This is a genomic window from Moraxella nasovis, from assembly GCF_022701215.1.
Classification (GTDB): Bacteria; Pseudomonadota; Gammaproteobacteria; order Pseudomonadales; family Moraxellaceae; genus Moraxella; species Moraxella nasovis.
Genome location: NZ_CP089976.1, coordinates 590,801 through 614,326 on the forward strand (window position 1 = coordinate 590,801; position 23,526 = coordinate 614,326).

Here is a 23,526-nt window from a genome sequence, read left to right on the forward strand (position 1 = left end):
TTTTTTAGCATTTGTCATTTTGAGAATTTTTGTGAATCAGACTACCATACCGCCTTATTTAGACCCAAGCTCTGTTGGCATCGTTCGCCCACAGACCATACATTTTGATACGCCATTACTCTTAGAATGTCAGCGTACATTACATGAATTTGACTTAGTGATTGAGACTTATGGCACATTAAATGCAGACAAAACAAACGCCATCTTAATCTGCCATGCCTTATCAGGTAGTCATCACGCAGCAGGTTATCACAGCAAAACCGATACCAAGCCTGGCTGGTGGGATAAGCTGATTGGCAAAGGCAAGGCAATTGATACTGGTCAATTTTTTGTGGTGTGTTTAAATAACATTGGCTCATGCCACGGCTCAACAGGCCCTACCACCATCAATCCTAATACAGGTAAAATCTGGGGGGCAGACTTCCCGCTCATCACCATTAAAGACTGGGTAAAAACTCAAGTCATGCTCTCAGATTATCTTGGCATCGATAGATGGCATGCCATCGTAGGTGGCTCTATGGGCGGTATGCAAGCACTGCAATGGTCTGTAGATTTCCCCGAAAGACTCGCTCGCGCTGTTATTATCGCCAGCACCCCAAAAATCTCTGCCCAAAACATTGCCTTTAACGAGGTGGCGCGCCAATCCATCTTATCTGATGCAGATTTTTATGGCGGTAGATACTTAGAACAAGACACTTACCCACGCCGAGGGGTTATGCTTGCTCGTATGCTTGGGCATATTACTTACATCACAGAAGATGCGATGAAAGCCAAATTTGGACGAGATCTTAAGTCTGGTAAATTCATGTACGGCTACGATGAAGAGTTTCAGGTTGAAAGCTATCTGCGATATCAAGGAGAGCGTTTTAGCAAAAATTTCGATGCAAACACCTACCTACTGATGACAAAAGCACTCGATTACTTCGACCCCACACGGTATTACTCAGATGATGATGTAGATGATGCAACGGCACTAAAGCAGACGCTCGCACGCACGCAATGCCAGTTTTTAATTGTATCTTTTACCACAGATTGGCGATTTAGCCCAGAGCGTTCAGCAGAGATTACAGATGCACTTATCGCCAATCAAAAGCCTGTCAGCTATGTGAATATCGATGCACCGCATGGACATGATTCATTTTTATTTGACATTCCAAGGTATGTGCATGCCATAAAAGGCTTTTTAAACGCTCCACTAATCTTAAAACCCACTCAAAACTTATAAGAAAAACGCATGAACATTGATCATCAACTTGCCCAAAAATGGATTAAGAAGAACTCAAAAGTATTGGACCTAGGCTGTGGCGATGGTGCCTTGCTTGAACACCTACAAAAATACCATGGTGTAACAGGCTATGGGTTAGAGCTTGACGAGCATAACATCAACCAAGCCATTAGTAGAGGTCTAAATATCATCGAGCAAGATCTTAATGATGGGCTTGGTAGGTTTGCTGATGGTAGCTTTGATACTGTGGTGATGACCCGTGCCTTACAAGCGGTCAAAAACCCCAAAAATCTACTGCTAGATATGCTAAGAGTGGCAAATGAAGGCATTGTTACGTTTCCAAATTTCGCCTATTGGCAAAACCGTGTCTATCTTGGGCTAAAAGGCATTATGCCTATCAGCAAGACCATTCCACATGAGTGGTATAACACCCCAAACATTCATTTATGCACTTTTAAGGACTTTGAAAGACTGTGTGCTGATAACGATATTAAAATCTTAGATGCTGTGGCGATTAATGACGACTCTCATCTACCTTCTAAGCTCATGCAAAAAGTCGTCAAGTATGCACCAAACCTACTGGCTGACGTTGCAATCTACCACATCGCCAAGGGCTGATATAAGTAGGTAAATTGAGTTTTTGCCGATTTAATGTTACCATACTGACAAACCAATTAGGAGTGACTATGAAACTGTTAAAGGCTGTGTTATTGGTCGGGTCATTGTGTACTGCCAGCTTAGCTTCTGCTGAATTAACATCAAACATACCCCTAAACGTCTCTCGTTTTGAGATGATGGATATTACAGGTCTTACGCACCTTGCTCAGTCTGGCAACCATCATGCTCAATTTTTCTTAGCCATGCGTCTGCAAAAAGGAAAAGGCGTGGTAAAAGATGCAAAAAAAGCAGCCTATTGGTACACCAAAGCTGCCGAACAAGGCATTGCCCCAGCACAGCTAAATCTTGGCTTTATGTATCTTAAAGGCGAAGGCGTTCAAGGCAGTATGGCACTTGGTCGCACATGGCTAGAAAAAGCAGCACGCCTAGGCGATAACCGTGCCAGCTACGCCCTAGCAATGATTGACGAGAGTCAAAAACGCTTTGTCGATGCTTATAAATGGTATGATCTTTCAGGTCGTGATGGCATGCTTGACAAAGGCATTCGTGCTAAAGCCCACGCAAAAGTTGGTGAGTTGGCACTAAATTTATCATCAAGCCAAATCCAGCAAGCCAAGACTTTAGCCACAACTTGGTTTCAAGGTCAATAATAATCCTAAAAGTATGATTAAATCGGCATTTTTGCAACTTTTTGTTTACCTTAGCATCTTAGATGCAAAAATGTCTTTATAATTTAATCACTTGGCAGAATTACCAAATTGTCACGCAAATTACCACACGTGTTTTTAGACATAAGATTAGTGGACAATAAAAAAGATTTGGCAAGTACCAAATCTTTTTTATTGTTATTTATCTAGCATCACACTTGTCTTTGGCAAGGTAATCACATGATCTTTAGCATGGAAGAATAACGCCTTTTCTAGCTCTGGCAAGGCTTCTTGCATGACCACACCTACTGACATCTGTGGCTCAGATGGCTCAAACCCCATCAAAGCTTCACGTTCAGAGACGCGGCGTGTCGCTTGCAAAAACGCTTGGCGTAAGCTTGTCTGCTGTCTTAATCCTTCAGAAAAGAAAGCTCTACCAAAATAAGTCATATCCGCATCATTACTACACCCAAAAGAGGCTCTATCGGCTCGTGATGCAGTGATAATGGCAGTTGTTGGGCTTTTTAATCTGTCAATAAATGCACCAGAGTAACACGATGACACCACGATGACACGCCACTTAATACCCGAAGCATCCAAAGCCCCACGCAGCCACACTGGATCAATTAGTTCAAGTTCTAAGGGGGGATTGCTAAGCACCAAATCGCCACTAATCGTGCCAGCTTCATCTACCGCACCATGCGAACTAAGTGCCAAAAATAGCACATCTTCATCAACATTCATCCGCTCGCCCACTTGCTTTAAAGTTCTAGCTAAGCTTGTGCGACTGGCGATTGGGTCACTTTCCCATGTTTTGGGATTATTGACAAGCTCAATCGAGCGTCCTTTTGTACCAAATCTATCATCAAACAAATCTTTTGCCTGACCTATTTCGCTGGCAAATACATCTTGGTCTGCATAGCCTGCCATACCCACAAAGAACCACTCTGTCGTTCCTTTTACCCCGTGATGAATATCTTGTAAGACTGTATCTAGTATCATCGGCTGAGCGTAAAACATGGCTTCACTGATACTAGGTTGTACTTGTTTTGCCTTAAAAATCGGTTGGTCAGCGACGTTTTTTTGCCACACGCCAAGTAAGCTTATCATGCCTACCGTCATCAATATTCGCTCCCACCAGACCCACCGCTGCTGCTTGGCAAATATCCACAGCAATGCAACGGTTTGCCAAATAAATAAAATGGTGAATAGCGTTGGCATCACCGTATAAACAGCATCAGGCAAAACACCTTTAATGTCTAAGAACTGAATGGCACTTTGGAGCAAGGCAAGCACCGTATCAGCTGTCAGCCATAATATCGCAGGCACGAACAACAGCGAGTAATTTTGGGTGCGTTTTGCCATGATAATGCCTGCCACCACAATGATAGCAGGCCAAACCAAGTAGCTAATGAGACCTTGTTCATTAAAATAACTGCCAAAATCCGCTGATAAATGTGAAAATAACACATTAGCACACAGTGCAGACACCAAAAATAGTACAAACTGTGCAAAGGTCGGCTTCACAAACAAAAACGCTCGAGTACTACCACACAGCATATAAAATGCCGCTTTGATATTGGCGATAAAATTTGACGAAAAGCGTGGTAATAATTCCACTTTTAATGATGTTAAAGACAAAATAGACTCTTATTTTTTAATTCTTTTATGAAAAAAATATATGTTTTTAGTACGCTTAACCCTTAAAATATCGATTGGCGTATCAGTACCACATCAAAAGCTAGTTGCCAAGACTTAGGCTGTCTTGATTGGGTAAGGTAAGCGTTTGCATATCCCAGCGAGGCACACAGGCGACCGATAGATCATCTCGTTGTCCTGCTTTTAAGCGGCAAAACCCTGCATAAGCAATCATCGCCCCATTATCCGTACACAGATGTGGCGGTGCATAATGCACACTTGCCCCAATCTTATCTAATGCCTGCTCAAGGCTAAGCCTTAAACTTGTGTTTGCTGATACGCCACCTGCGATGACTAGATCTTTTAGACCTGTTTGCTTAAGGGCTTTCACGCTTTTTTTGACCAGCGTATCAACAACAGCATACTCAAAGCTTGCGGCAATATCGGCACGCACCACAGGGTCACTATCAGAATTGGGTATGTCTTTAATCAGGTTATGTACCGCGGTCTTCATACCACTAAAACTAAAGTCCAAGCCCTTATGCAGCATAGGGCGTGGCAACTCGTAAGCATACTTATCACCAGCTTCGGCAAGCTTAGCAATATTAGGTCCGCCCGGGTAAGGCAGGTTTAGCATCTTAGCAGCTTTATCAAAACACTCGCCTGCTGCATCATCAATCGACTCACCTAAAATCTGATACTGACCGACGCCATCAGCTCGCACAAGCATGGTATGTCCACCAGATACAAGCAAGCAGACAAATGGGAATGCTACATCGTCTGAACCAAGCAAAGGAGCTAATAAATGCCCCTCCATGTGGTGCACACCGATTGCAGGCACGCCAAGCCCAAAGGCAAGCGAGCGTCCAAATAACGCACCTGTCATTAATGCTCCGATTAATCCTGGGCCTTTAGTGTAGGCGATTGCGTCGATGTCGGATTTTTGGATGTCTGCCTTATCAAGCACTTGTCTTAATAATGGGACAAGCTTACGAATGTGATCACGGCTGGCAAGCTCAGGAACGACACCACCATAAGTGGCGTGTAGCTCAATTTGGCTGTATAACACTTGTGCTAAGATACCGCCCCTACCTTCGTTCAGCTCACTGTCATAAATGGCAAGTCCAGTCTCATCACACGACGTTTCTAAGCCCAAAACTTTCATAATCATCCATCTAAATTTAGTAAATAAATACATTATATCATGACTGCTTACAGCGTGCGAAAGTTTCATCACGCTTAAGCTTGGTTATTATCAGACAAAAGTAGTGCAAACATATGATATGACAAAACTGGTATTTTATTTAGATAACGTGGTAAAATAGCCGATGAATATAAAAATAGAGCACGGCACTGTATGACAACCCAAACCCAGCCAAATAAACGTTTGCTTGCACCAATCATCATCATAATGATTCGCTGTGCCGTGGCACTGTTTGCATTGGTATTGATTCTAATTTTAGCCCTTCCGATCAGCTTTTATGGCATGGCAATGTACCTTGAGCCAACCTTGCCAGATGTCAAGTCCATTGACGAAAATAAACTTGCCATGCCCCTACAAATCTACACGGCTGATAATAAGCTCATCGGTCAATACGGCAATCGTTACGCCCTTCCTATCACTCGTAAAGAGATTCCTGAGCATCTAATTCATGCTTTTTTGGCAGCAGAGGACAGTAGTTTTTTTGAGCACAGTGGCATTAGCGTTAAGGGGCTTGGTCGTGCGGTCACTGAAGTTATCACAGATGATGACACACAAACAGGTGGTTCAACCATCACCATGCAGGTCGCTAAAAACTACTTTTTAAGTTCAGAGCGTACTTTAAACCGTAAGCTAACCGAGCTGTTTATCGCTCGTAAAATTGAAAATGAAATGACCAAAGATCAAATCTTGACTTTATATGTCAATAAGATTTATCTAGGCGAAGGGGCATATGGTATCGCTGCTGCTGCTCGACGTTATTTCAGCAAGACTTTAGATCGCTTAACCATCGCTGAGATGGCGATGATTGCAGGTCTGCCAAAAGCACCATCAACCTTTAACCCTGTTGTCAATCCTGAGCGAGCCTTAGAACGTCGTAACTGGATTATTGGGCGTATGCTTGCCGAAGGATTTATCACCCAAGCAGAGCATGATGAAGCAGTCGCTGCACCCATTGGACTAAACCTATACCGAGAGCAGCTTGATGCAAATATGCTTTACTTATCAGAAATGACTCGTTCTGCCTTAGTTGAACGCTATGGAGAGCAAGTCATAGACAGTGGCTGGCGTGTTCAGCTGACCGTGGACAGCAAAGAGCAGATTGCCGCTAAAAATGCGGTGCAATCAGGACTAAGAAACTATGATGCTCGTCACGGCTGGCGAGGCGTAGAGGCCGAAAAAGGCGATCTACAATCACTTAAACCCTTTGACGACATACTGCCTGCTGAAGTTATCAAGGTAAATGATCACAGCTTTGAGGCTAAGCTTCAATCTGGTGATACTGTCACTATTAATTGGTCTGGTATGAATTGGGCACGCCGCTATTACGATGCCGACCGCTCAGGTGGCAGCTTTAGTAACGCTCATCAAATGGTTAAAGTAGGCAATATCGTACGCATCTCACCGCTGAACGAAGATAAGACAGCGTGGAAAATGGCAAATGTACCTGTTGTTCAAGGTGCTCTTGTTTCCTTAAATCCAGAAAATGGGGCATTGCGTGCCTTAGTCGGTGGCTTTCACTATAACCAAAGTAAGTTTAACCGAGCCACTCAAGGTTATCGCCAGCCTGGATCAATTATCAAGCCTTTTATTTATTCTGCCGCCTTAGAAACTGGCAAATTAACTCCCGATAGCTTAGTATCTGATGCTGCCATTCGCATTGGCGGTTGGCAACCAAAAAACTCCGATGGTCGTTACACAGGCGATATGACAGTGCGACGTGCCTTAGCATTATCTCGCAACACTCCAGCTGTACGAGTACTTCGCACGGCTGGTCTTGAGAATGCTAGAAACACGCTAACCATGCTTGGTTTAGAAAAAGAAAACCTGCCAGGTAGTTATGCCCTAGCACTTGGAGCAGCAAGCGTTACCCCCTTACAGATGGCGACAGGCTTTAGTGCGATAATTAATGGCGGACATCGCATTCAGCCTTACTTTATTGAGCGGATTTATAACTTTGATAATCAAATCATTTTCCAAGCCAATCCCGCCCAAGCCTGTGCTATTTGCTTTAACCAAGATTTAGCTCAGCATAATCAAATGCTCGTGGACAACTTTAAAGAACAAAAAACCAAAAAAGCAGAAAGTGATGTCAATGATGGCTCAAATACCGATGCAGTTGCTCAGATGGATAGGCTAGACCCTACCACGCCTGCCCAATATAATGCTGCCGTTCAAGCTCCACGAGTGCTAAGCCCGCAGACAGCTTATAACATGTCAACCATGATGCGAGAAGTTATCACCAGTGGGACAGCACGTCGAGCATTGGCACTGGGACGCTCTGATGTAGGCGGTAAAACAGGCACAACTAACCTTGCAAAAGACGCATGGTTTGCAGGCATACACCCAACGAGTGCTACTGTGGTGTGGGTCGGCTTTGACACGCCATCTACGCTAGGTGCGCGAGAATATGGCGGTGTGGCGGCATTGCCAATTTGGCTAGACTTTACTCGTCAACAACTTCAAGGCACGCCCCACCAGTGGGTCAATCCTGAGAATCGATCACGCTCTCAGATTGCCAAACAAGAAATCGTTAATATCACTGATTAACTAAAAATACTTTAAGTATTGCAATGTCACGTCATTATCAGTGTGGGCATTATTTTTAGATAGCTTGCCTGTCAGTCTAACTGCTTCGTTTTGATTAATATCGTACTGAGCAGCCACCTTAACTGTGGGCTGTACATATACCGAACGGCTTGCACTTTTGTCTGGGTGTAGCCAAATTGGCAACTCCATTTCGCCTGTCATTCGGTAGCGATTACCAACATAAGCACAGCCTGCATTTGCCCCAATACCCACACGATAGCCTTGATTGATATTGCCAAGCTGAACGCCCTTAATCAAAAATGCATGACACATTAGTGTTTGTAACCCATCTACACCAACCACCCACGCCTTACCCTTTTCTTGACGAGCGTCTAACACCAAATGCCGAGTATTATCTGTATTAGACGCATCCACAGCCTTAATCAGACCCAAATGAATGCCGTGCGATGGTCTATCATCATCTGGATGATAACTTCTGGTGGATAATAAGCGAAAGCTTTCTAGGCTTGGGCCTTGTTGGTGTTGCCATGCGATATCAGCAGTTAGTAGGCTTAAATCATGAAACTGTCTAACACCTTGGGGGCGATCTAGCAGGTCATGATACGCCCCTTTTATACTTAAAGTGTACGCCGTATCGGCCTGCACCTTTGCCACACCGACGCCAATGCGGTGCATGGGTGCTGATAAAGCTGGATCTTTTTGATTTAGATAACTTTGGGTGATGTCTTTTTTAAAATTTGCTTGAGCTTTAGTAACTTCTGAAGAAATAAATTCACGGCTAGCAATCATGCCATGCTCTGTAAGCAGGCGTGCAATCTCAGATGGCGTGGTAATTTTCCCCGAGCTATCGGCTAGGTTTTGGTCAGTACGCACCACGTCAATCAGCCTTAAAATCTCAGTAGCACAGTTTTTATGCGTAAAAAAATAAGGTCGATTCAATGCTCTGGTTTCATAGATATGTCTCATGATTTGGCGTACTTCATCAGAAGTTAAATCCAAAGGATATACCCACACATCACGCCCATCACTTAGATATTGTTCTGTCTTTTTAGTGTAAGGCATGATCTGTAAAACCATAGGCGAGCGACCAGTCAAAGCTTTAGTAAGGGCTAGTGCCTTTGAGTCGCTTGGATTTGTAGATACGGTATAGTTGATAGAAGTATCATGCCAAGCACCCTTGTCACTTGCGCGAATAAACACATGGGCAAATGCTGAAGCCAAATTTTCTGAATGTTCGCTTGCAAATACCAAGGCAAGCTCATCTAGACCCATTTGGCTTTGCCACACACTAAAATCGTGGCACTGTTCATCATCAAATGAAATGCCTATCTGATGACTGACAAACGCCGCTCGTGCAGGGAATTGGCATATAACCGTTAAATCATTTACAGATAAAGCTTGAATAATCGCTTGCAATTCAGCCTGTGGATTTACCACATCACCATGCACCAAAAAGAAATTTGATTGGGTAATTTCACTTTTTTCATAAGCCTGTGGAACTTTTGGTAAAAATAACAACCTTCTCCAAGTTGGGTGCTTAGCCAATGTCTGAGCATCCACTTGACTTGTCACTATCTTAGAATGATGGTCGCCACTGTCGCCTATTGCTGCTTTGCCAAGCAGACTTATGGCAAGCATTGAAGTACAAAAAACACCTTTAACGAAAAATTGAGCTAACTTCATATAAAATCTGCTAAAATACGCCAAACTATCGCTAGTATAACCAATTATGACACGCTTTACTATCGCAAATGGGGTGCTGACCCAAGCAGCATTCATCGCGTCACCGAACTTTAACTTACGACCAGCACTGCCAAATTCGATCGGCATTTGCGGTATTGTCATTCATAATATCAGCCTTCCACCAAACCAATTTGGCAAGACAAATAAAGATGGCACACACTTTGTAAAAGCATTTTTTCAAAACAAGCTGGATAAAAATGACCACCCTTATTTTAAAGAAATTCATGCCATGCAAGTATCTGCTCATCTATTTATTGAACGTGATGGTGTGATAACTCAGTTTGTAAATTTCAACGATAGAGCATGGCATGCTGGACACTCTCGCTATCTTGGGCGTGATAACTGTAATGATTTTACCATCGGCATTGAGCTTGAAGGCAGTGATAATACAGCATTTACCGATGTCCAATACGACGTACTAACAGACGTCATTTTAGCGATTTACCATGCTTACCCTGATACTTTACACCATCTTATGGGGCATAGCGACATCGCTCCTGTGCGAAAAACCGATCCAGGCGTACATTTTGATTGGGTTAAATTACGCCAAATGCTACACGATCGCCAACCACAATCTGAACATTAAGCCGCTTATATTCACTTAGGTATTTTTATGGCAAAATCTCGTCTGTTTCGTTCAACAATGGTTATCAGTGCGATGACCATGCTCTCACGCATTTTAGGGCTTTTGCGTGATGTGGTTTTAATGGGTGTGTTTGGGGCTGGCGGACTAATGGATGCGTTTTTGGTTGCCTTTAAAATTCCCAATTTTTTACGCAGATTATTTGCCGAAGGGGCATTTAGCCAAGCTTTTGTCCCCGTTTTGACAGAATATAAAGAAAAAAATAGCTTAGATGAAGTTCGGCTACTCATCAGCTCAGTTTCAGGGTGTTTATTGAGCATCTTAATGACCTTGACAGTGATAGTAATTGTCTTTGCTCCCATAGTGGTCGATTTGTTTGCCCCTGGCTTTGATGCCATCAAATCTGATATGGCAAGCACTTTATTACGCCTAACTTTTCCATATCTTTTATTTATCTCAATGACAGCGTTTTTAGGGAGTATTTTACAAAGTTATGGGCGGTTTGCCATGCCCGCTTTTGCACCTGTTTTGCTAAATCTAAGTATGATTACCGCAGCAATCGTCATCGCTCCTATGCTAAATACCCCTATTATGGCGTTAGGCTTTGCTGTTGCTGTGGCAGGCATACTTCAAATGGCAATTCAGCTGCCACAGCTATTTGCCCAAAAGCTGCTCGCCCCACCCAAAGTAGACTTTAAACATGAAGGCGTTAAGCGTATCTTAGCATTAATGCTGCCTGCTATTTTTGGCGTATCAGTCACGCAGATAAACCTACTTTTAAACACTGTTTTTGCTTCACTTATGCAAGGTGGGTCTGTTTCTTGGCTGTACGCTGCTGAACGACTAAGTGAGCTACCCCTTGGGCTAATTGGTGTTGCCATCGGTACAGTGATTTTACCAAGCCTATCATCTAGCATCGCTAAAGCAGATGAGAGTGGCTTTAAAAACACCTTAAGCTGGGCAACACGCCTGATTATTTTGGTGGGACTACCAGCTAGCGTGGCGATTTTTGTGCTGTCTGATGTGCTGATGACGACGTTATTCGTGCGTGGTGAATTCAGCCATCACGATGCCACTATGAGTGCAATCGCCCTAAAAAGTATGGCAGGTGGGATTTTAGGCTTTATGCTGATTAAAATTTTTGCCCCTGCTTTTTTTGCACGCCAAGACACCAAAACCCCTGTGAAAATTGGCATCGCTTCTGTCTTTGCAAATATGATATTTAGCGTGCTATTTATTGGCGTATTTCATCTGCTTGATTTACCACTTCATGGCGGATTGGCACTTGCCACAACTGGTGCAAGCTTCATTAACGCAGGATTATTATACTTTTTCTTGCAAAAGCAAGGCATCTGGCAATTTGATAGAACATGGAAAAAACCATTTGCTCAATTTGGTTTTGCCACCTTAATGATGGCGATAACTTTGTATCTTATATTACCTCATTTCCCAACGCACGGCAGCGAGTGGTTGCGTGTGGTTGCACTGATTGGCATATGTGCCATTGGTGCTACCGTGTACGGAGTAACGCTACTAATAACTGGATTTCGCCCCTCTCAGTTAAAGCATGGCTAAAATCAAAAAGCATAAAAATGACGGCACGGTCATAACAAAGTGCCAAACGCCCTTGAAATTTGACAAATATGCCCTAAAATTAATACAATTAACACCTTGGCGAGCGTGTATCGCCATTTACCAACAACCTAAGGAAGAATCATGAGTTTAAGTAAGCCAATTAGCCAACCTCAAGCCGACTACGTTGATCCAAATCTAAACCTTGAGCAAGTGCGTACAGAATGCCAAGCCTTGGCAAAATCTCGTGCTAAGCTATCAGCTGGTGCCGCCATTATCCCAGTACCCTTTTTAGATGTTGCGATTGATGTTGGTATGCTATCAAAGCTACTGCCTGAAATCACCGAAAAATTTGGTCTAAAAGATGCATCAGACATCAGCACAGAAGATGGTAAAAAGATGCAACAAAAAACCATTCGTGACCGTATTTTAGCAGTGGGTGGACTGGTTGCCACTCGTGGTATTACCAATAAAGCCATTCAAGGATTCGGTGGTCGTATTTTAAGCAAACAAGTCGCTAAATACATCCCTTTTGGTGGTCAGATGGTCGCTGCTACTTTGGGTTACATGATTTTTAAAAAAATCGCCTTTGATCACATTGAGACTTGCTATAAGACAGCTCAAAAAGCTCAACAAAAATCTGTATAACTCTATCTAAAACACTAAATCACGCCATTTTATTAGACAATCTAATAAAATGGCGTATTTTTATGGCTACTAAAACAGTAAACTCAAAGATTACTAAAGATAGCACTCTTTTAATTTTGCCACTCTAGTTTCTTAAACTTAATATCAATATTACCAAATCGACTAAAAAACCTGTGGCTGTCATTTGTCAAACTGCCATAAAAGGTATACAATAGCGACACTCTCATACTGTAGTGATGCATAGGTAACTGTGCTTAGCCAAAAAGGTGATCTTATGACTTTTGTTGTAACTGATAATTGCATTCTTTGTAAATATACCGACTGTGTTGAAGTCTGCCCTGTGGACTGCTTTTACGAAGGCCCTAACTTTCTTGTCATCAATCCTGATGAGTGCATTGACTGTGCCTTATGCGAACCTGAATGCCCTGCTAATGCTATTTTTAGCGAAGACGAAATACCTGAGGGCCAAGAAGGCTTTTTGCAGATTAATGAAGAGCTGTCAGCAACTTTCACAAACATTACCGAGAAAAAAGACCCATTGCCTGATTATGAGAAGTGGGATGGCGTATCTGATAAATTACAATATCTAGAACGCTAATAATTCTCGCCCACAGATAAAACTCTCCATAAAAGTAGATGTTTTATTCTAATTGTAATAAAAAACGCCATCATTTAGATGGCGTTTTTTATTACGATTCAGTTGTTATGATTAAGCTATTGGTAATGGCGGTGGCAAGTCGTCATTCGTGCTTATAAGTTTTGGCACATCGTGCTGATATTCCTTAGGCTCACGTGGCTCTTCGCCATTCATGATTTGTAAGAATTGCTCACGGTCAATGGTTTCCCATTTCATGAGTGCATCTACCATGGCATGCATTTTATCATGATTACTGTCAATGAGTTGGTATGCCACATCGTACTGACGTTCCAAAATAGCACGAACCTCGTCATCTACTTTTTGCTGTGTCGCCTCAGAGATGGTGCGTGTAGAACCACCGATATAGCCGCCATGCTCTTCGGCTTCATATACCATAATGCCAAGATTATCACTCATGCCATATTTGGCGACCATCGCACGTGCCATCTTAGTTGCACGCTCAAAATCATTGGACGCACCAGTAGATTTACGATTCACAAAAATCTCTTCTGCAATACGGCCACCAAACAAGATGGATAGTTCACTTAGCATTTTATCTTTGTAATTACTCACCGCATCTTGTTCAGGCAACTGCCAAGTCACCCCAAGGGCAAAGCCACGTGGCATAATAGTAACTTTATGCACAGGGTCGGTGTTAGGTAGTAGCTGAGCTACCAAGGCATGACCTGCTTCATGATACGCAGTCGCACGGCGTTCTTCTTCACGCAACACCATAGATTTACGTTCAGGCCCCATGTATAGCTTGTCTTTGGCATCTTCAAAGTCATTCATATCCACATGAGATTTATTGCGTCTGGCAGCAAAAAGAGCTGCCTCATTCACTAAATTAGCAAGTTCAGCACCGCTAAATCCCGGTGTGCCTCGAGCCAAGGCATTGACATCTACACCGATGGTTTGTGGCAGTTTTTTAAGATGTACATTTAAAATCTGCTCACGTCCTTTGATGTCAGGCAAGCCGACAGATACTTGGCGGTCAAAACGTCCTGGGCGAAGCAAGGCTTTATCAAGCACATCCACACGGTTTGTCGCAGCAATAACAATGACACCATCATTACCCTCAAAGCCATCCATCTCAACAAGCAATTGGTTTAGGGTTTGTTCACGTTCATCATGACCACCGCCCGTTCCACTGCCACGATGGCGACCGACTGCATCAATCTCATCAATAAAAATAATACAAGGTGCATTCTTCTTTGCTTGCGTGAACATATCACGCACACGAGATGCACCCACACCAACGAACATCTCTACAAAGTCTGAGCCTGAGATACTAAAAAATGGGACTTTCGCCTCGCCTGCAATCGCTTTGGCAAGTAGTGTCTTACCTGTTCCAGGAGGACCTACCATCAGTACGCCACGGGGGATAGTCGCCCCAAGCTTAGTGAACTTGCTTGGGTCTTTTAAAAAATCAACAACCTCAACTACCTCTTCTTTGGATTCTTCACACCCTGCCACATCAGCAAAGGTTACCTTAATCTGATCCTCTGAAAGCATTTTTGCCTTAGATTTACCAAAGCTCATTGGGTTACGGCCACCCATGCCTCCCATGCCACCACCACTGCTACCGCCACTCATGCCACGCATAAATAGCCATAACAAGCCGACGATCAATAAAATAGGGAAAGCAGCAACAAGAAGTTGAGAGCCTAGGCTTTGTTTTTCTGGTACAGACCCTTGCACTTCTACATTATGCTCACGAAGCAGTGGCATAAGTTCATTATCAGCGATGGCAGGACGTACCGTCTCAAAGCTTGAACCATTTACTTTCTTACCTGTGATTTCCTCATTGTCAATCTTAACTTCTTTAATTTGACCTTCAGATACCGCCACCACAAATGCCGAATAATTTAGAGTGTCGGCGTCTTTACCTGCACGATCTAAATTACCAAATACCGCAATCACCACACCGATAGCGACCAACCACAATAAAGTATTTTTTACCATATCGCTCACGAACTCATCCTGTTATAGCGTTTTTCGCTGTTATTTACTTGTTGCCAAAATGGCTTCTATTATTTATAAGGCTTATTTACAAAAAATCAAGCATCTATTTGATTGCCACCCAAAACATTTCTTTAGAACGGGGGCGAGACGCTGCAGGCTTGATACTTTTGATTTTGCTAAATTTTTGTTGCATCTTAGCACGAAGCTCTGGAGAGCCTTCGCCTTGGAATACTTTCATAATTAACGCACCGCCTTCAGGAAGTACTTGCAAAGCAAAATCCACCGCAAGCTCACATAAATACATCATGCGCGGCATATCTACTGCCGCCATGCCTGACGTATTTGGTGCCATATCTGAAATCACCACATCTACTAAGCGACTGCCAACTTCTGCCATAATGGCATTGAAAGTCTCTTCTTCACGAAAATCACCTTGGATAAACGTAACATTCTCTAGCGTATCCATAGGCAAGATATCAGATGCAATAAGCGTTCCGCTATCACCGACCAGCTGCCCTGCTACTTGCGACCAGCTGCCAGGTGCAGAACCAAGATCTACTACTGTCATACCTTTTTTAATCAGGCCTGTTTTTTCATTAATCTCTAAAAGCTTATACGCCGCACGGGAGCGGTAACCATCTTTTTGAGCTTTTTGCACATAAAAATCATCAATATGCTCTTTCATCCAAGCCTTTGACGACTTGGAAAACTTTTTGTTTGTGATACGTGTTGCCATGAAAATACACTTAAAAAAATAATAGCTAGTTTAGCATTTTTAGCATAAATTTTGGGATAAATTCTGATATAATAGCTAAATTAATTTATTTTGGAAAACTTATGGTTTCAAAAAAACAAAAAATGCAAGACATCAAAGCATTGCGTGGCATCGGTCATCGTTTAGATCCTGTGGTGATTGTTGGCGGTAATGGTATCACGCCAACTGTGGTAGAAGAAGTTGCTCGTGCCCTACACGATCACGAACTTATTAAAATCAAAATTCCAGCAGGCGATAGTACCACTCGTAAAGAATGTGCCAACGCCATTGCTGATGCTACTAATGCACAAGTCATTCATCACATCGGACGTATGGTATTGCTATTAAAGGCTAACCCAGAACCAAATGATAAATTATCTAATTTATCACGATTTGGGTTTTGATGTGCCACATAAGAGACTTATCACAAAACACAAAAAGCACTTTTATCATCAAAGTGCTTTTTATCATTTGGCACAATGCCTAAGCTTGAGTGTGTTTTGTGATACGCCATCAGATAACGCCCCTAAAATTTGGGTTGTACTTAGTTGCCATGATAACTCCAAACATCTTCATCTAAGCTACTTCATCGAAAAGACCGATTGGTTAAAGCTTGATGATGTCGCTGACAACGTTACTCGCCAAGATTATCTATGGGAAAACAACTGCCTTGAATGCTTTATGAGCAAAGATAATGTAAGGCAATATTACGAGCTAAACGTTGCTTTAAGTGGCAATTTTAATATTTACCAATTTCAAAATTATCGCACGCCCAACACTCTACCTCCTATGCAAGCAGCAGGCAGTGTGTCTATCTCCCAAGAATATGATGATCGTATGATTATTCGCCATATTAGCGTCTGTGTTGAGATACCAATTAGCGATATCAAACACATCAATCCATGCGTCATCTTGTACCGTGACAATACTGCTTACTTTTATGCTGTACAACACGCCACACCGCCAGATTTTCATGATAAAGCATACTGGCAGACGCTAAATTTAGCTTAACTCGGTTAACACAAAATCAGGTTGATAAAAAAGCTGATCAAAATCAGCTTTTTTTATTAATGCCTGCCTTTAGTAGTCGTTCATTGCCATCATAGTGCCAGTGTTTGCACTAGCATCTAAGTAACGTGCATCACGCCATACAGTATAGCCATTATGGTTACGATAAGGGCTGAAATTTGGCTGGCGGAAATCTGAAACCCAGTCATTCCCATCATAAATCTGGATATGCCCATGCGGGTTACGAGAAGTGCGATTAAATACCACAACGTCGCCCACTTGTGGCTGATAATTATCTGAATTAATCTTAACAAAGCCAGCATTTTGCAACGTGCCGTTGGTGGCATACTGATAAGCTGAAGGCTGTGGGGTAAATTCATAGCCTGCTGACTGCAAAGCTTTACGCACATATAACGCACAGCGACCAGTAGAGCTGTGATGAGCCGCGTTAGATGCTAAATTGGCAGCGATATTTGGAGCACTATTGGCAGTTAATTTAGTACTACTTAAGGTTGGTAGTACCACTTGGCTTGTATTTAAAGAAAGGTCAATATTACGGTTAGCTTGATTTGACTGACTAATCAAATCATTAATAATACTATCGATGTCATTTTCAATCACGGTAACTTGGCTGGTGCCAATCGATGCCTGAGCATGAGTTGCTACCGTCATCGGCATAATGGCAAAAGCAAGCCAAAAAAATCGTTTCATAAAAAAAATCCTTACACTTACATACGACTGTGTCAGCCTTTTGTGGAGTGTTGTATTGGTTTTGATTAAAATAAGCAACCTGCGATTTATATCCATACAAACCAGTTCAGTGCAACTACACTTTACTCATAAGGCATGGTACACTTATTCTTTGGACGCCATGTCCAAGGCTTTTTAGGAGTAGTCATGTCCGATTTTAATTTTAAGTTTACCAATCACTTGGCAAGCACAACCGAAAAACTTGCAGCAGCGGGTAAAAAACCCCCTAAACACCTACTGTCAAGACTACAGCATCTACACTCTTGCACAAAAAAAGTGCAACTGTCTTTAGCCCACTTGTTGCCACAAGATATACTAGATAGCTGTACCGTCACTTACGCCGACACTCATACGATTACCATCGCTTTACACTCTGTGACAGCTGCAAATCACTTACGCTATCAATCAAAGCACTGCTTAATGGCTTTACGTCATTTCGATCATGCGTTTCGTCAGCTAGACGAATTGAAAGTTATCGTTGTACCTAAATTTCAAAATCGCTTTGAAAAAACTCCAAACTTGCACTAAATACTAAAGGTGCAAAAGCCTTAAGCGAAAACACAAAAGACATTATAACCCAAAGTCGCGACACTGTCATCCTTTGTAGTAAATGGCAACGCAAGTAAATATATACATGACAGCCCTGCCAAAGCCAATCAGCACAACCACCAAAGTATCTTATTTTCAATAAAATGATAAGCTTTTGTAACAGCTAATTTGTTAAGTTATGTAACACAGTATGCCAAAAAACTGATTTGTAAGATTAGCTAAACACAGTTTAAAACACCCTTATCAAAAATGTCCAAATACAACCAAAATCCTTGACCTTAAAGGGCTTTTAATAACACGATACTAAGTTAACTATATCAACCTAAATAAATATAAATGATAATTTAAATCATTTACTTAAAATTACCTCAAAACTACTAAAAACCTACGCAAAATAAGATGCAATATTTTAGCAATAAATTAATTATCTGCCATTATGGCAGGTGCATAATCAATTGGGCAGTCATTCTTGTCACAAAATGTTACAATTTCATAGCTGGTTGGGTCACTAAGCACGGCACGAATTAGCTTATTATTTACTGCATGCCCTGATTTGTAAGCTGAAAATTGCCCAAGCAAGGCGTGTCCGATTACAAATAAATCTCCCACAGCGTCTAACATCTTATGACGAACAAACTCGTTGGGGTATCTTAACCCACCCTCATTCATTATGGTGGTATCATCTAGCACGACTGCATTATCTAAGCTACCGCCTAAAGCAAGATTTTTTTGGTGCATGTATTCTAAGTCTTTTAAAAAGCCAAAAGTTCTCGCCCGCCCCACTTCTTTGGCAAAATTTGCTGTACCAAAGTCTAACGTCGTTTTTTGGTCAGTGGCAGCAATCGCTACATGTGCAAAATCAATCTCAAAATCCATCAAAAACCCACCATCATACGGTGCAAGTTGCGCCCATTTATCGCCCTCTTCAATACGAATTTTTTTGGTAATTTTAATGAATTTTTTGGGGGCGTTTTGTTCTACAACACCCGCCTCATCTAATAAAAACAAGAACGGAGCTGCAGATCCGTCCATAATAGGAACTTCAGGTGCATCCACTTGGATAAGTAGATTATCGATACCGAACGCTGCTATGGCTGACATCAGATGCTCAATCGTACCGATACGAACATCGCCCTTCGTCAGATTTGATGACATGAGCGTATCTTGTACCTGACTTGGAGATACCGCTAGACGTTCGCCAAGATCACTACGTTCAAAGACAATTCCGCTATCAATCTGAGCAGGCATAAGGGTTAAAGCAACTTTCTTACCACTATGTAGACCGATGCCAGTCGCTGTAATGGTGCGTGCAATGGTACGCTGATAAGTCATAATTTATCCAAATGTTACAAAATATGTTTTATAGTTTATCACCAATAACAGCTTTTGTCACCGTTTGGGAACTGGCCTTAGTAGTTATTGATTACAGCGATTCGTCTTCGTTATTAAGTTTGCGTAACTGAAGCTCTATCAGCTGCTGTAATTCTTCATAAAACTGTCGCTCAGCAATAGCCATATCCCATAGTGTATCTTGGCTCATCACGCTGTATTCGCCCGATGTCTTTAGATCCACCTGCGCACCCATCTCAATCTCATCATACAGACAAGACCATCTTGACGGCTTGTCTGTATGATCGCCAAAGTAAAACCAAGACAGCTCTTGGGTTAATTTAGCACGTTCTTTTAAAACTGCTATCAGCTTATCATCGTCGCTTTGTATATCAAGCCATCTGCGATACAAGGCTTGATATTTTTTAATTTCGTTCTGAATTTGCATTGTTTTAGCTCACTTGTTGTCAATATCTTGTGTGTCAGATGAAGTGCCTTAATTTTATCAAGTAGCTTGCGTCTTACTCCTTGCTTGTTTTAATATTGGTTTCATTGATTGTTAATACCCCTAACTAAACATCGGCTCATCCACATTTTTCATCACAAGTGCAAATTGCAAGCTGTCATCAAACGCTTCAAACGGATTGTTAATTTGGCACACCCACCCAGAGCCTAACGCCCCATCTATCGGCTCGCCTTTTTTATCCCACATGGCATCAAGCACATAGCTGACATTGCCTTTCGGGGTCATAATCTCAATGGTATCACCCACTATAAGTTTATTTTTAATCTCAAGCGTTAAATACTGCTCGTCAAACTTGACCACTTCAGCGACAAACTGCTGATGATCAGTTTTTGATGAGCCATGTTCATAATTTTGATAATCTGAATGCACATGACGGCGTAAAAATCCTTCGGTATAGCCACGATTTGCCAAACCGTCCAACGCTGTAATTAAGCTTGCGTCAAAAGGCTTGCCTGCCAGTGCATCGTCCATCGCACGACGATACACTTGGGCGGTGCGTGCCACATAATAATGCGATTTGGTACGCCCTTCAATCTTTAAAGAATGCACGCCCATCGCGATAAGCTCAGGCACAAGCTCCACCGCTCGCAGATCTTTTGAGTTCATGATATAAGTGCCGTGTTCATCTTCATACATCGCCATCAGCTCGCCTTTACGACCTTGCTCTTCTAATAGTACCACTTCATCGGACGGCTTTTGTACATAGTCATCGCTCATGACCACATCGCCATTAAGATTAACATTGGTAATAGAGTTTTCGCTTTGATTAGGTACAAAAAGCTCTGGCGTAGCCGGAACAATGTCGCCTGTTTCATTTTCTACTGCCTTGTAGGTGTTATAATTCCAACGACAAGCATTGGTGCAAGTGCCTTGATTAGCATCACGTTTGTTAATGTAGCCAGACAACAAACAGCGACCTGAATATGCCATGCAAAGTGCCCCATGTACAAACACTTCAATATCCATGTCAGGCACTTGTTTGATGATTTGTTCAATTTCCTTAAGCGATAGTTCACGACTGACAATGACACGTTTAACGCCCATTTGCCCCCAAAACTTGACCGTTGCCCAGTTTACAGCATTAGCTTGCACTGACAGATGGATTTCCATATCAGGAAAGGCTTCACGCACCATCATAATCATGCCAGCGTCTGACATGATGAGTGCGTCAGGCTTCATATTAATGATAGGCGTAATGTCTTCAATAAAGGTTTTAAGTTTGGCGTTGTGGGCTTGAATATTGACCACGACATAAAACTTTTTGCCAAGCGAATGGGCGTAATCAATGCCTTTTTGTAGATTCTCTTCATCAAAATCGTTATTGCGGACACGCAAAGAATAACGGGCTTGCCCTGCATACACAGCATCTGCCCCATAAGCAAAGGCGTATTGCATATTTTTAAAGGTACCTGCTGGGCAAAGAAGTTCTGGGGTGTAGGGTTTCATATTGGTTGCTCATGACTGATAAATGGCGTTCATTATAACAAATTTACACTCATTTATGGCAAAACTTAGCATAACATCTTAACCAAAATCCGATAATCTGCTATGATAGCCATTTCTTTTATTTTTGGAAATATGCCATGACTCATACCGTCTTTTTGGCGAACTTACAAGCCGCCTTGCCTTGCCTTGACATTAAAACCGATGCTGACAGCCTAGAATATTGGGGTAAAGATTGGACCAAACACTTTACCCCAAACGCCTTTGCCATTGTTTTTCCAAAAAGCACTAAAGATGTGGCAACCATCGTTAAAATCGCCAACATTCATAAGACGCCGTTAGTGCCAAGTGGCGGACGCACAGGGCTATCGGCAGGTGCTGTCGCAAGCGGTCAAGAAGTTGTGGTAAGCTTTGATAAGATGAATGCCATCGGTGAGTTTTATGCAGCCGATCGCATGGTTGAAGTTGAAGCAGGCGTTATCACAAAAACCTTGCAAGAGTTCGCCGAAAGTAAGGGCTTGTATTATGCGGTAGATTTTGCATCCAGTGGTTCAAGCCAAATTGGAGGCAACATCGGCACAAATGCTGGCGGTATTAAGGTTATTCGTTATGGTATGACTCGCAACCAAATCTTAGGCCTAACTGTCGTCACAGGTAAAGGCGATATCTTAGAGCTAAACGGTGGTATGCTAAAAAATGCGACAGGTTATGACTTTCGCCATCTATTCATCGGAGCAGAAGGCACACTTGGTTTTATCACAAAAGCCCTAATCAAGCTTGAAAAACCACCAACCAACCTAACCGCTATGGTGCTTGGCGTGCCTGATTTTGGTAGTGTTATCAGCCTGCTTAATCGCTTTAATCAAGCGCTAAATCTGACCGCTTTTGAGTTTTTTGATGCAATCGCCATAGAAAAGGTGCTTGCTACAGGGCACATCAAAGAACCTTTTGAGAGTCGCACGCCATTTTATGTATTACTAGAGTTTGAAGCGGTGAGCGAATCTGTACTAGATACAGCCATGAGCGTCTTTGAAGATTGCATGGAAAGCGGGCATATTATTGATGGCGTGATGAGCGATAATCTTGGACAGCTTGCTGAGTTATGGAAGCTTCGTGAAAGCATCTCTGAGACCATTTCGGTATTCACTCCCTATAAAAACGACGTATCAGTGCTGATTACTCATTTGGGCGACTTTATTGATGATATTGGGACGATTGTCAAAGACAACTATCCTGACTTTGAGATCTGCTGGTTTGGGCATATCGGTGATGGTAATTTACACCTTAATATCCTAAAGCCTGATCATCTGACTAAAGACGAGTTTTTTGCCAAATGCCAAACGGTCAATACGCTTGTGTTTGATACCGTCAAAAAATACAAAGGCTCAATCAGTGCTGAGCATGGCGTCGGCATGACCAAAAAACCATACCTAAATTACACCAGAACCGACACAGAAATTGAATATATGAAAGCACTAAAAGCCGTCTTTGATCCAAATAATATCATGAACCGTGGTAAAGTTTTTGACGCCTAACACGCCTTTAAGTCGCTTAACTGGTATGGTAGGCGACTTACTTTTTTAGTATCAACTCTCACTAACACACCTTTAATACCTTTAATCATGTCAAATATTACGAAAGCTTTATTGTCTTTACTTAAATACGCCGCCTTTTTTATCATCATCTATATTGCGGTTAATATGTGGCGTTCACCCACCCTACCTGCTGCACCGAGCCTAGCTTATATTGACACCCATGGGCAGGCTCAAGATGCCATCGCCCAAAGCCATAAAACCCCTGTCTTGGTTTACTTTTGGGGAACGTGGTGTTCGGTGTGTCGCCTAACCACGCCTAATGTCGCAAAGCTTCATGAAAATGGTATCCAAGTTGTCAGCGTCGCTGTTCAAAGTGGTGATAATGACGAACTGTCAGCTTATCTTAACCAGCATGGCTATCACTTTTTAACCATTAATGACAGTGATGGCAGAGTATTTAATCAATGGCAAGGTCAAGTGACGCCATCTTTTGTCATTCTCAAAGATGGCAACATTGCTCAAAGTTTTACAGGAATTGCTCCTTTATGGCTACTCAAGGCAAGACTATGGTGGGCAAACTTAAACTAAGCTGTATACATTTATGA

The 23,526-nt window shown here is 42.3% G+C and carries 22 protein-coding genes; 13 read left to right on the forward strand and 9 right to left on the reverse strand.

Annotated features, from left to right (window positions below; translation table 11 throughout):
• Nucleotides 1-31: 31 nt before the first annotated feature.
• From metX to LU293_RS02880, 3 genes are all read left to right on the forward strand, one after another.
• A complete protein-coding gene (gene metX / locus LU293_RS02870) occupies nt 32-1,225 on the forward strand; it encodes a homoserine O-succinyltransferase MetX (RefSeq protein ID WP_242748507.1) in 1,194 nt (397 codons plus the stop codon).
• 9 nt (nt 1,226-1,234) lie between these two features.
• Nucleotides 1,235-1,843, forward strand: coding sequence for a methionine biosynthesis protein MetW (gene metW / locus LU293_RS02875; RefSeq protein ID WP_242748509.1), 609 nt, complete (start codon nt 1,235-1,237; stop codon nt 1,841-1,843).
• A 68-nt stretch (nt 1,844-1,911) separates the two neighbouring features.
• A complete protein-coding gene (locus LU293_RS02880; protein ID WP_242748511.1) occupies nt 1,912-2,493 on the forward strand; it encodes a tetratricopeptide repeat protein in 582 nt (193 codons plus the stop codon).
• A gap of 195 nt (nt 2,494-2,688) precedes the next feature.
• Here the strand turns inward: LU293_RS02880 and LU293_RS02885 are convergent, their stop codons facing one another.
• Complete coding sequence (locus LU293_RS02885) at nt 2,689-4,131, reverse strand: C13 family peptidase (RefSeq protein ID WP_242748513.1); 1,443 nt, start codon at nt 4,129-4,131, stop codon at nt 2,689-2,691.
• 100 nt (nt 4,132-4,231) lie between these two features.
• Nucleotides 4,232-5,293, reverse strand: a complete 1,062-nt coding sequence (gene tsaD / locus LU293_RS02890) for a tRNA (adenosine(37)-N6)-threonylcarbamoyltransferase complex transferase subunit TsaD (protein WP_242748515.1) — start codon at nt 5,291-5,293, stop codon at nt 4,232-4,234.
• A 192-nt stretch (nt 5,294-5,485) separates the two neighbouring features.
• Between tsaD and LU293_RS02895 the strand changes: the two genes are divergently transcribed.
• A complete protein-coding gene (locus LU293_RS02895; RefSeq protein ID WP_242748517.1) occupies nt 5,486-7,879 on the forward strand; it encodes a penicillin-binding protein 1A in 2,394 nt (797 codons plus the stop codon).
• Here LU293_RS02895 and LU293_RS02900 read toward each other — a convergent pair whose 3' ends face one another.
• Nucleotides 7,880-9,562, reverse strand: coding sequence for an Lnb N-terminal periplasmic domain-containing protein (locus LU293_RS02900; protein ID WP_242748519.1), 1,683 nt, complete (start codon nt 9,560-9,562; stop codon nt 7,880-7,882).
• Nucleotides 9,563-9,605: 43 nt separating this feature from the next.
• Here LU293_RS02900 and ampD point away from each other — a divergent pair, with 43 nt between their 5' ends.
• The 4 genes from ampD (at nt 9,606) to fdxA (ending at nt 13,023) form a co-directional block, all read left to right on the forward strand.
• Nucleotides 9,606-10,208 carry a 1,6-anhydro-N-acetylmuramyl-L-alanine amidase AmpD gene (gene ampD, locus LU293_RS02905; RefSeq protein ID WP_242749635.1) on the forward strand — a complete coding sequence of 201 codons (603 nt, stop codon included), beginning with the start codon at nt 9,606-9,608 and terminating at the stop codon, nt 10,206-10,208.
• A 27-nt stretch (nt 10,209-10,235) separates the two neighbouring features.
• Nucleotides 10,236-11,780: a murein biosynthesis integral membrane protein MurJ gene (gene murJ / locus LU293_RS02910; RefSeq protein ID WP_242748528.1), complete on the forward strand. Its 1,545-nt coding sequence runs from the start codon at nt 10,236-10,238 to the stop codon at nt 11,778-11,780.
• A gap of 141 nt (nt 11,781-11,921) precedes the next feature.
• A complete protein-coding gene (locus LU293_RS02915) occupies nt 11,922-12,425 on the forward strand; it encodes a hypothetical protein (protein ID WP_242748530.1) in 504 nt (167 codons plus the stop codon).
• Between the two features lie 274 nt (nt 12,426-12,699).
• A complete protein-coding gene (gene fdxA, locus LU293_RS02920; protein ID WP_242748532.1) occupies nt 12,700-13,023 on the forward strand; it encodes a ferredoxin FdxA in 324 nt (107 codons plus the stop codon).
• 111 nt (nt 13,024-13,134) lie between these two features.
• On the opposite strand, the gene ftsH is transcribed toward fdxA, so the two are convergent.
• Together ftsH and LU293_RS02930 are read right to left on the reverse strand one after the other, a co-directional pair.
• Entirely contained in the window at nt 13,135-15,027 is a 1,893-nt protein-coding gene (gene ftsH / locus LU293_RS02925; protein ID WP_242749637.1) for an ATP-dependent zinc metalloprotease FtsH, read from the reverse strand.
• Between the two features lie 103 nt (nt 15,028-15,130).
• Complete coding sequence (locus LU293_RS02930) at nt 15,131-15,763, reverse strand: RlmE family RNA methyltransferase (RefSeq protein ID WP_242748534.1); 633 nt, start codon at nt 15,761-15,763, stop codon at nt 15,131-15,133.
• Between the two features lie 101 nt (nt 15,764-15,864).
• On the opposite strand from LU293_RS02930, the gene LU293_RS02935 reads away from it, so the two are divergent.
• Entirely contained in the window at nt 15,865-16,185 is a 321-nt protein-coding gene (locus tag LU293_RS02935; protein WP_242748536.1) for a YhbY family RNA-binding protein, read from the forward strand.
• A complete protein-coding gene (locus LU293_RS02940) occupies nt 16,148-16,792 on the forward strand; it encodes a DOMON domain-containing protein (protein ID WP_242748538.1) in 645 nt (214 codons plus the stop codon). Before LU293_RS02935 ends, LU293_RS02940 begins: the two co-directional genes overlap by 38 nt.
• A gap of 69 nt (nt 16,793-16,861) precedes the next feature.
• On the opposite strand, the gene LU293_RS02945 is transcribed toward LU293_RS02940, so the two are convergent.
• Entirely contained in the window at nt 16,862-17,500 is a 639-nt protein-coding gene (locus tag LU293_RS02945) for a CHAP domain-containing protein (protein ID WP_242748540.1), read from the reverse strand.
• Between the two features lie 186 nt (nt 17,501-17,686).
• Here LU293_RS02945 and LU293_RS02950 point away from each other — a divergent pair, with 186 nt between their 5' ends.
• Complete coding sequence (locus LU293_RS02950; protein WP_242748548.1) at nt 17,687-18,067, forward strand: hypothetical protein; 381 nt, start codon at nt 17,687-17,689, stop codon at nt 18,065-18,067.
• Nucleotides 18,068-18,508: 441 nt separating this feature from the next.
• Here LU293_RS02950 and lpxC read toward each other — a convergent pair whose 3' ends face one another.
• The 3 genes from lpxC to trhP form a co-directional block, all read right to left on the reverse strand.
• Nucleotides 18,509-19,420, reverse strand: coding sequence for a UDP-3-O-acyl-N-acetylglucosamine deacetylase (gene lpxC, locus LU293_RS02955; protein ID WP_242748550.1), 912 nt, complete (start codon nt 19,418-19,420; stop codon nt 18,509-18,511).
• Nucleotides 19,421-19,511: 91 nt separating this feature from the next.
• On the reverse strand, nt 19,512-19,865 hold the full coding sequence (locus tag LU293_RS02960; protein WP_242748552.1) for a DUF4298 domain-containing protein: 354 nt from the start codon (nt 19,863-19,865) through the stop codon (nt 19,512-19,514).
• Between the two features lie 120 nt (nt 19,866-19,985).
• Nucleotides 19,986-21,389, reverse strand: a complete 1,404-nt coding sequence (gene trhP, locus LU293_RS02965) for a prephenate-dependent tRNA uridine(34) hydroxylase TrhP (RefSeq protein ID WP_242748554.1) — start codon at nt 21,387-21,389, stop codon at nt 19,986-19,988.
• A 137-nt stretch (nt 21,390-21,526) separates the two neighbouring features.
• On the opposite strand from trhP, the gene LU293_RS02970 reads away from it, so the two are divergent.
• Together LU293_RS02970 and LU293_RS02975 are read left to right on the forward strand one after the other, a co-directional pair.
• A complete protein-coding gene (locus LU293_RS02970) occupies nt 21,527-22,921 on the forward strand; it encodes a D-2-hydroxyglutarate dehydrogenase (protein ID WP_242748556.1) in 1,395 nt (464 codons plus the stop codon).
• 87 nt (nt 22,922-23,008) lie between these two features.
• Nucleotides 23,009-23,509, forward strand: a complete 501-nt coding sequence (locus LU293_RS02975) for a protein disulfide oxidoreductase (RefSeq protein WP_242748558.1) — start codon at nt 23,009-23,011, stop codon at nt 23,507-23,509.
• The last annotated feature ends 17 nt before the right edge of the window (nt 23,510-23,526 follow it).

Coding starts and splice junctions, on each gene's coding strand:
- metW (WP_242748509.1), top strand. CDS start 1,235: ATGAACATTGATCATCAACTTGCCCAAAAATGGATTAAGAAGAACTCA.
- LU293_RS02880 (WP_242748511.1), top strand. CDS start 1,912: ATGAAACTGTTAAAGGCTGTGTTATTGGTCGGGTCATTGTGTACTGCC.
- tsaD (WP_242748515.1), bottom strand. CDS start 5,293: ATGAAAGTTTTGGGCTTAGAAACGTCGTGTGATGAGACTGGACTTGCC.
- LU293_RS02895 (WP_242748517.1), top strand. CDS start 5,486: ATGACAACCCAAACCCAGCCAAATAAACGTTTGCTTGCACCAATCATC.
- LU293_RS02900 (WP_242748519.1), bottom strand. CDS start 9,562: ATGAAGTTAGCTCAATTTTTCGTTAAAGGTGTTTTTTGTACTTCAATG.
- murJ (WP_242748528.1), top strand. CDS start 10,236: ATGGCAAAATCTCGTCTGTTTCGTTCAACAATGGTTATCAGTGCGATG.
- LU293_RS02915 (WP_242748530.1), top strand. CDS start 11,922: ATGAGTTTAAGTAAGCCAATTAGCCAACCTCAAGCCGACTACGTTGAT.
- fdxA (WP_242748532.1), top strand. CDS start 12,700: ATGACTTTTGTTGTAACTGATAATTGCATTCTTTGTAAATATACCGAC.
- ftsH (WP_242749637.1), bottom strand. CDS start 15,027: ATGGTAAAAAATACTTTATTGTGGTTGGTCGCTATCGGTGTGGTGATT.
- LU293_RS02930 (WP_242748534.1), bottom strand. CDS start 15,763: ATGGCAACACGTATCACAAACAAAAAGTTTTCCAAGTCGTCAAAGGCT.
- LU293_RS02935 (WP_242748536.1), top strand. CDS start 15,865: ATGGTTTCAAAAAAACAAAAAATGCAAGACATCAAAGCATTGCGTGGC.
- LU293_RS02940 (WP_242748538.1), top strand. CDS start 16,148: ATGATAAATTATCTAATTTATCACGATTTGGGTTTTGATGTGCCACAT.
- LU293_RS02945 (WP_242748540.1), bottom strand. CDS start 17,500: ATGAAACGATTTTTTTGGCTTGCTTTTGCCATTATGCCGATGACGGTA.
- LU293_RS02950 (WP_242748548.1), top strand. CDS start 17,687: ATGTCCGATTTTAATTTTAAGTTTACCAATCACTTGGCAAGCACAACC.
- lpxC (WP_242748550.1), bottom strand. CDS start 19,420: ATGACTTATCAGCGTACCATTGCACGCACCATTACAGCGACTGGCATC.
- LU293_RS02960 (WP_242748552.1), bottom strand. CDS start 19,865: ATGCAAATTCAGAACGAAATTAAAAAATATCAAGCCTTGTATCGCAGA.
- trhP (WP_242748554.1), bottom strand. CDS start 21,389: ATGAAACCCTACACCCCAGAACTTCTTTGCCCAGCAGGTACCTTTAAA.
- LU293_RS02970 (WP_242748556.1), top strand. CDS start 21,527: ATGACTCATACCGTCTTTTTGGCGAACTTACAAGCCGCCTTGCCTTGC.
- LU293_RS02975 (WP_242748558.1), top strand. CDS start 23,009: ATGTCAAATATTACGAAAGCTTTATTGTCTTTACTTAAATACGCCGCC.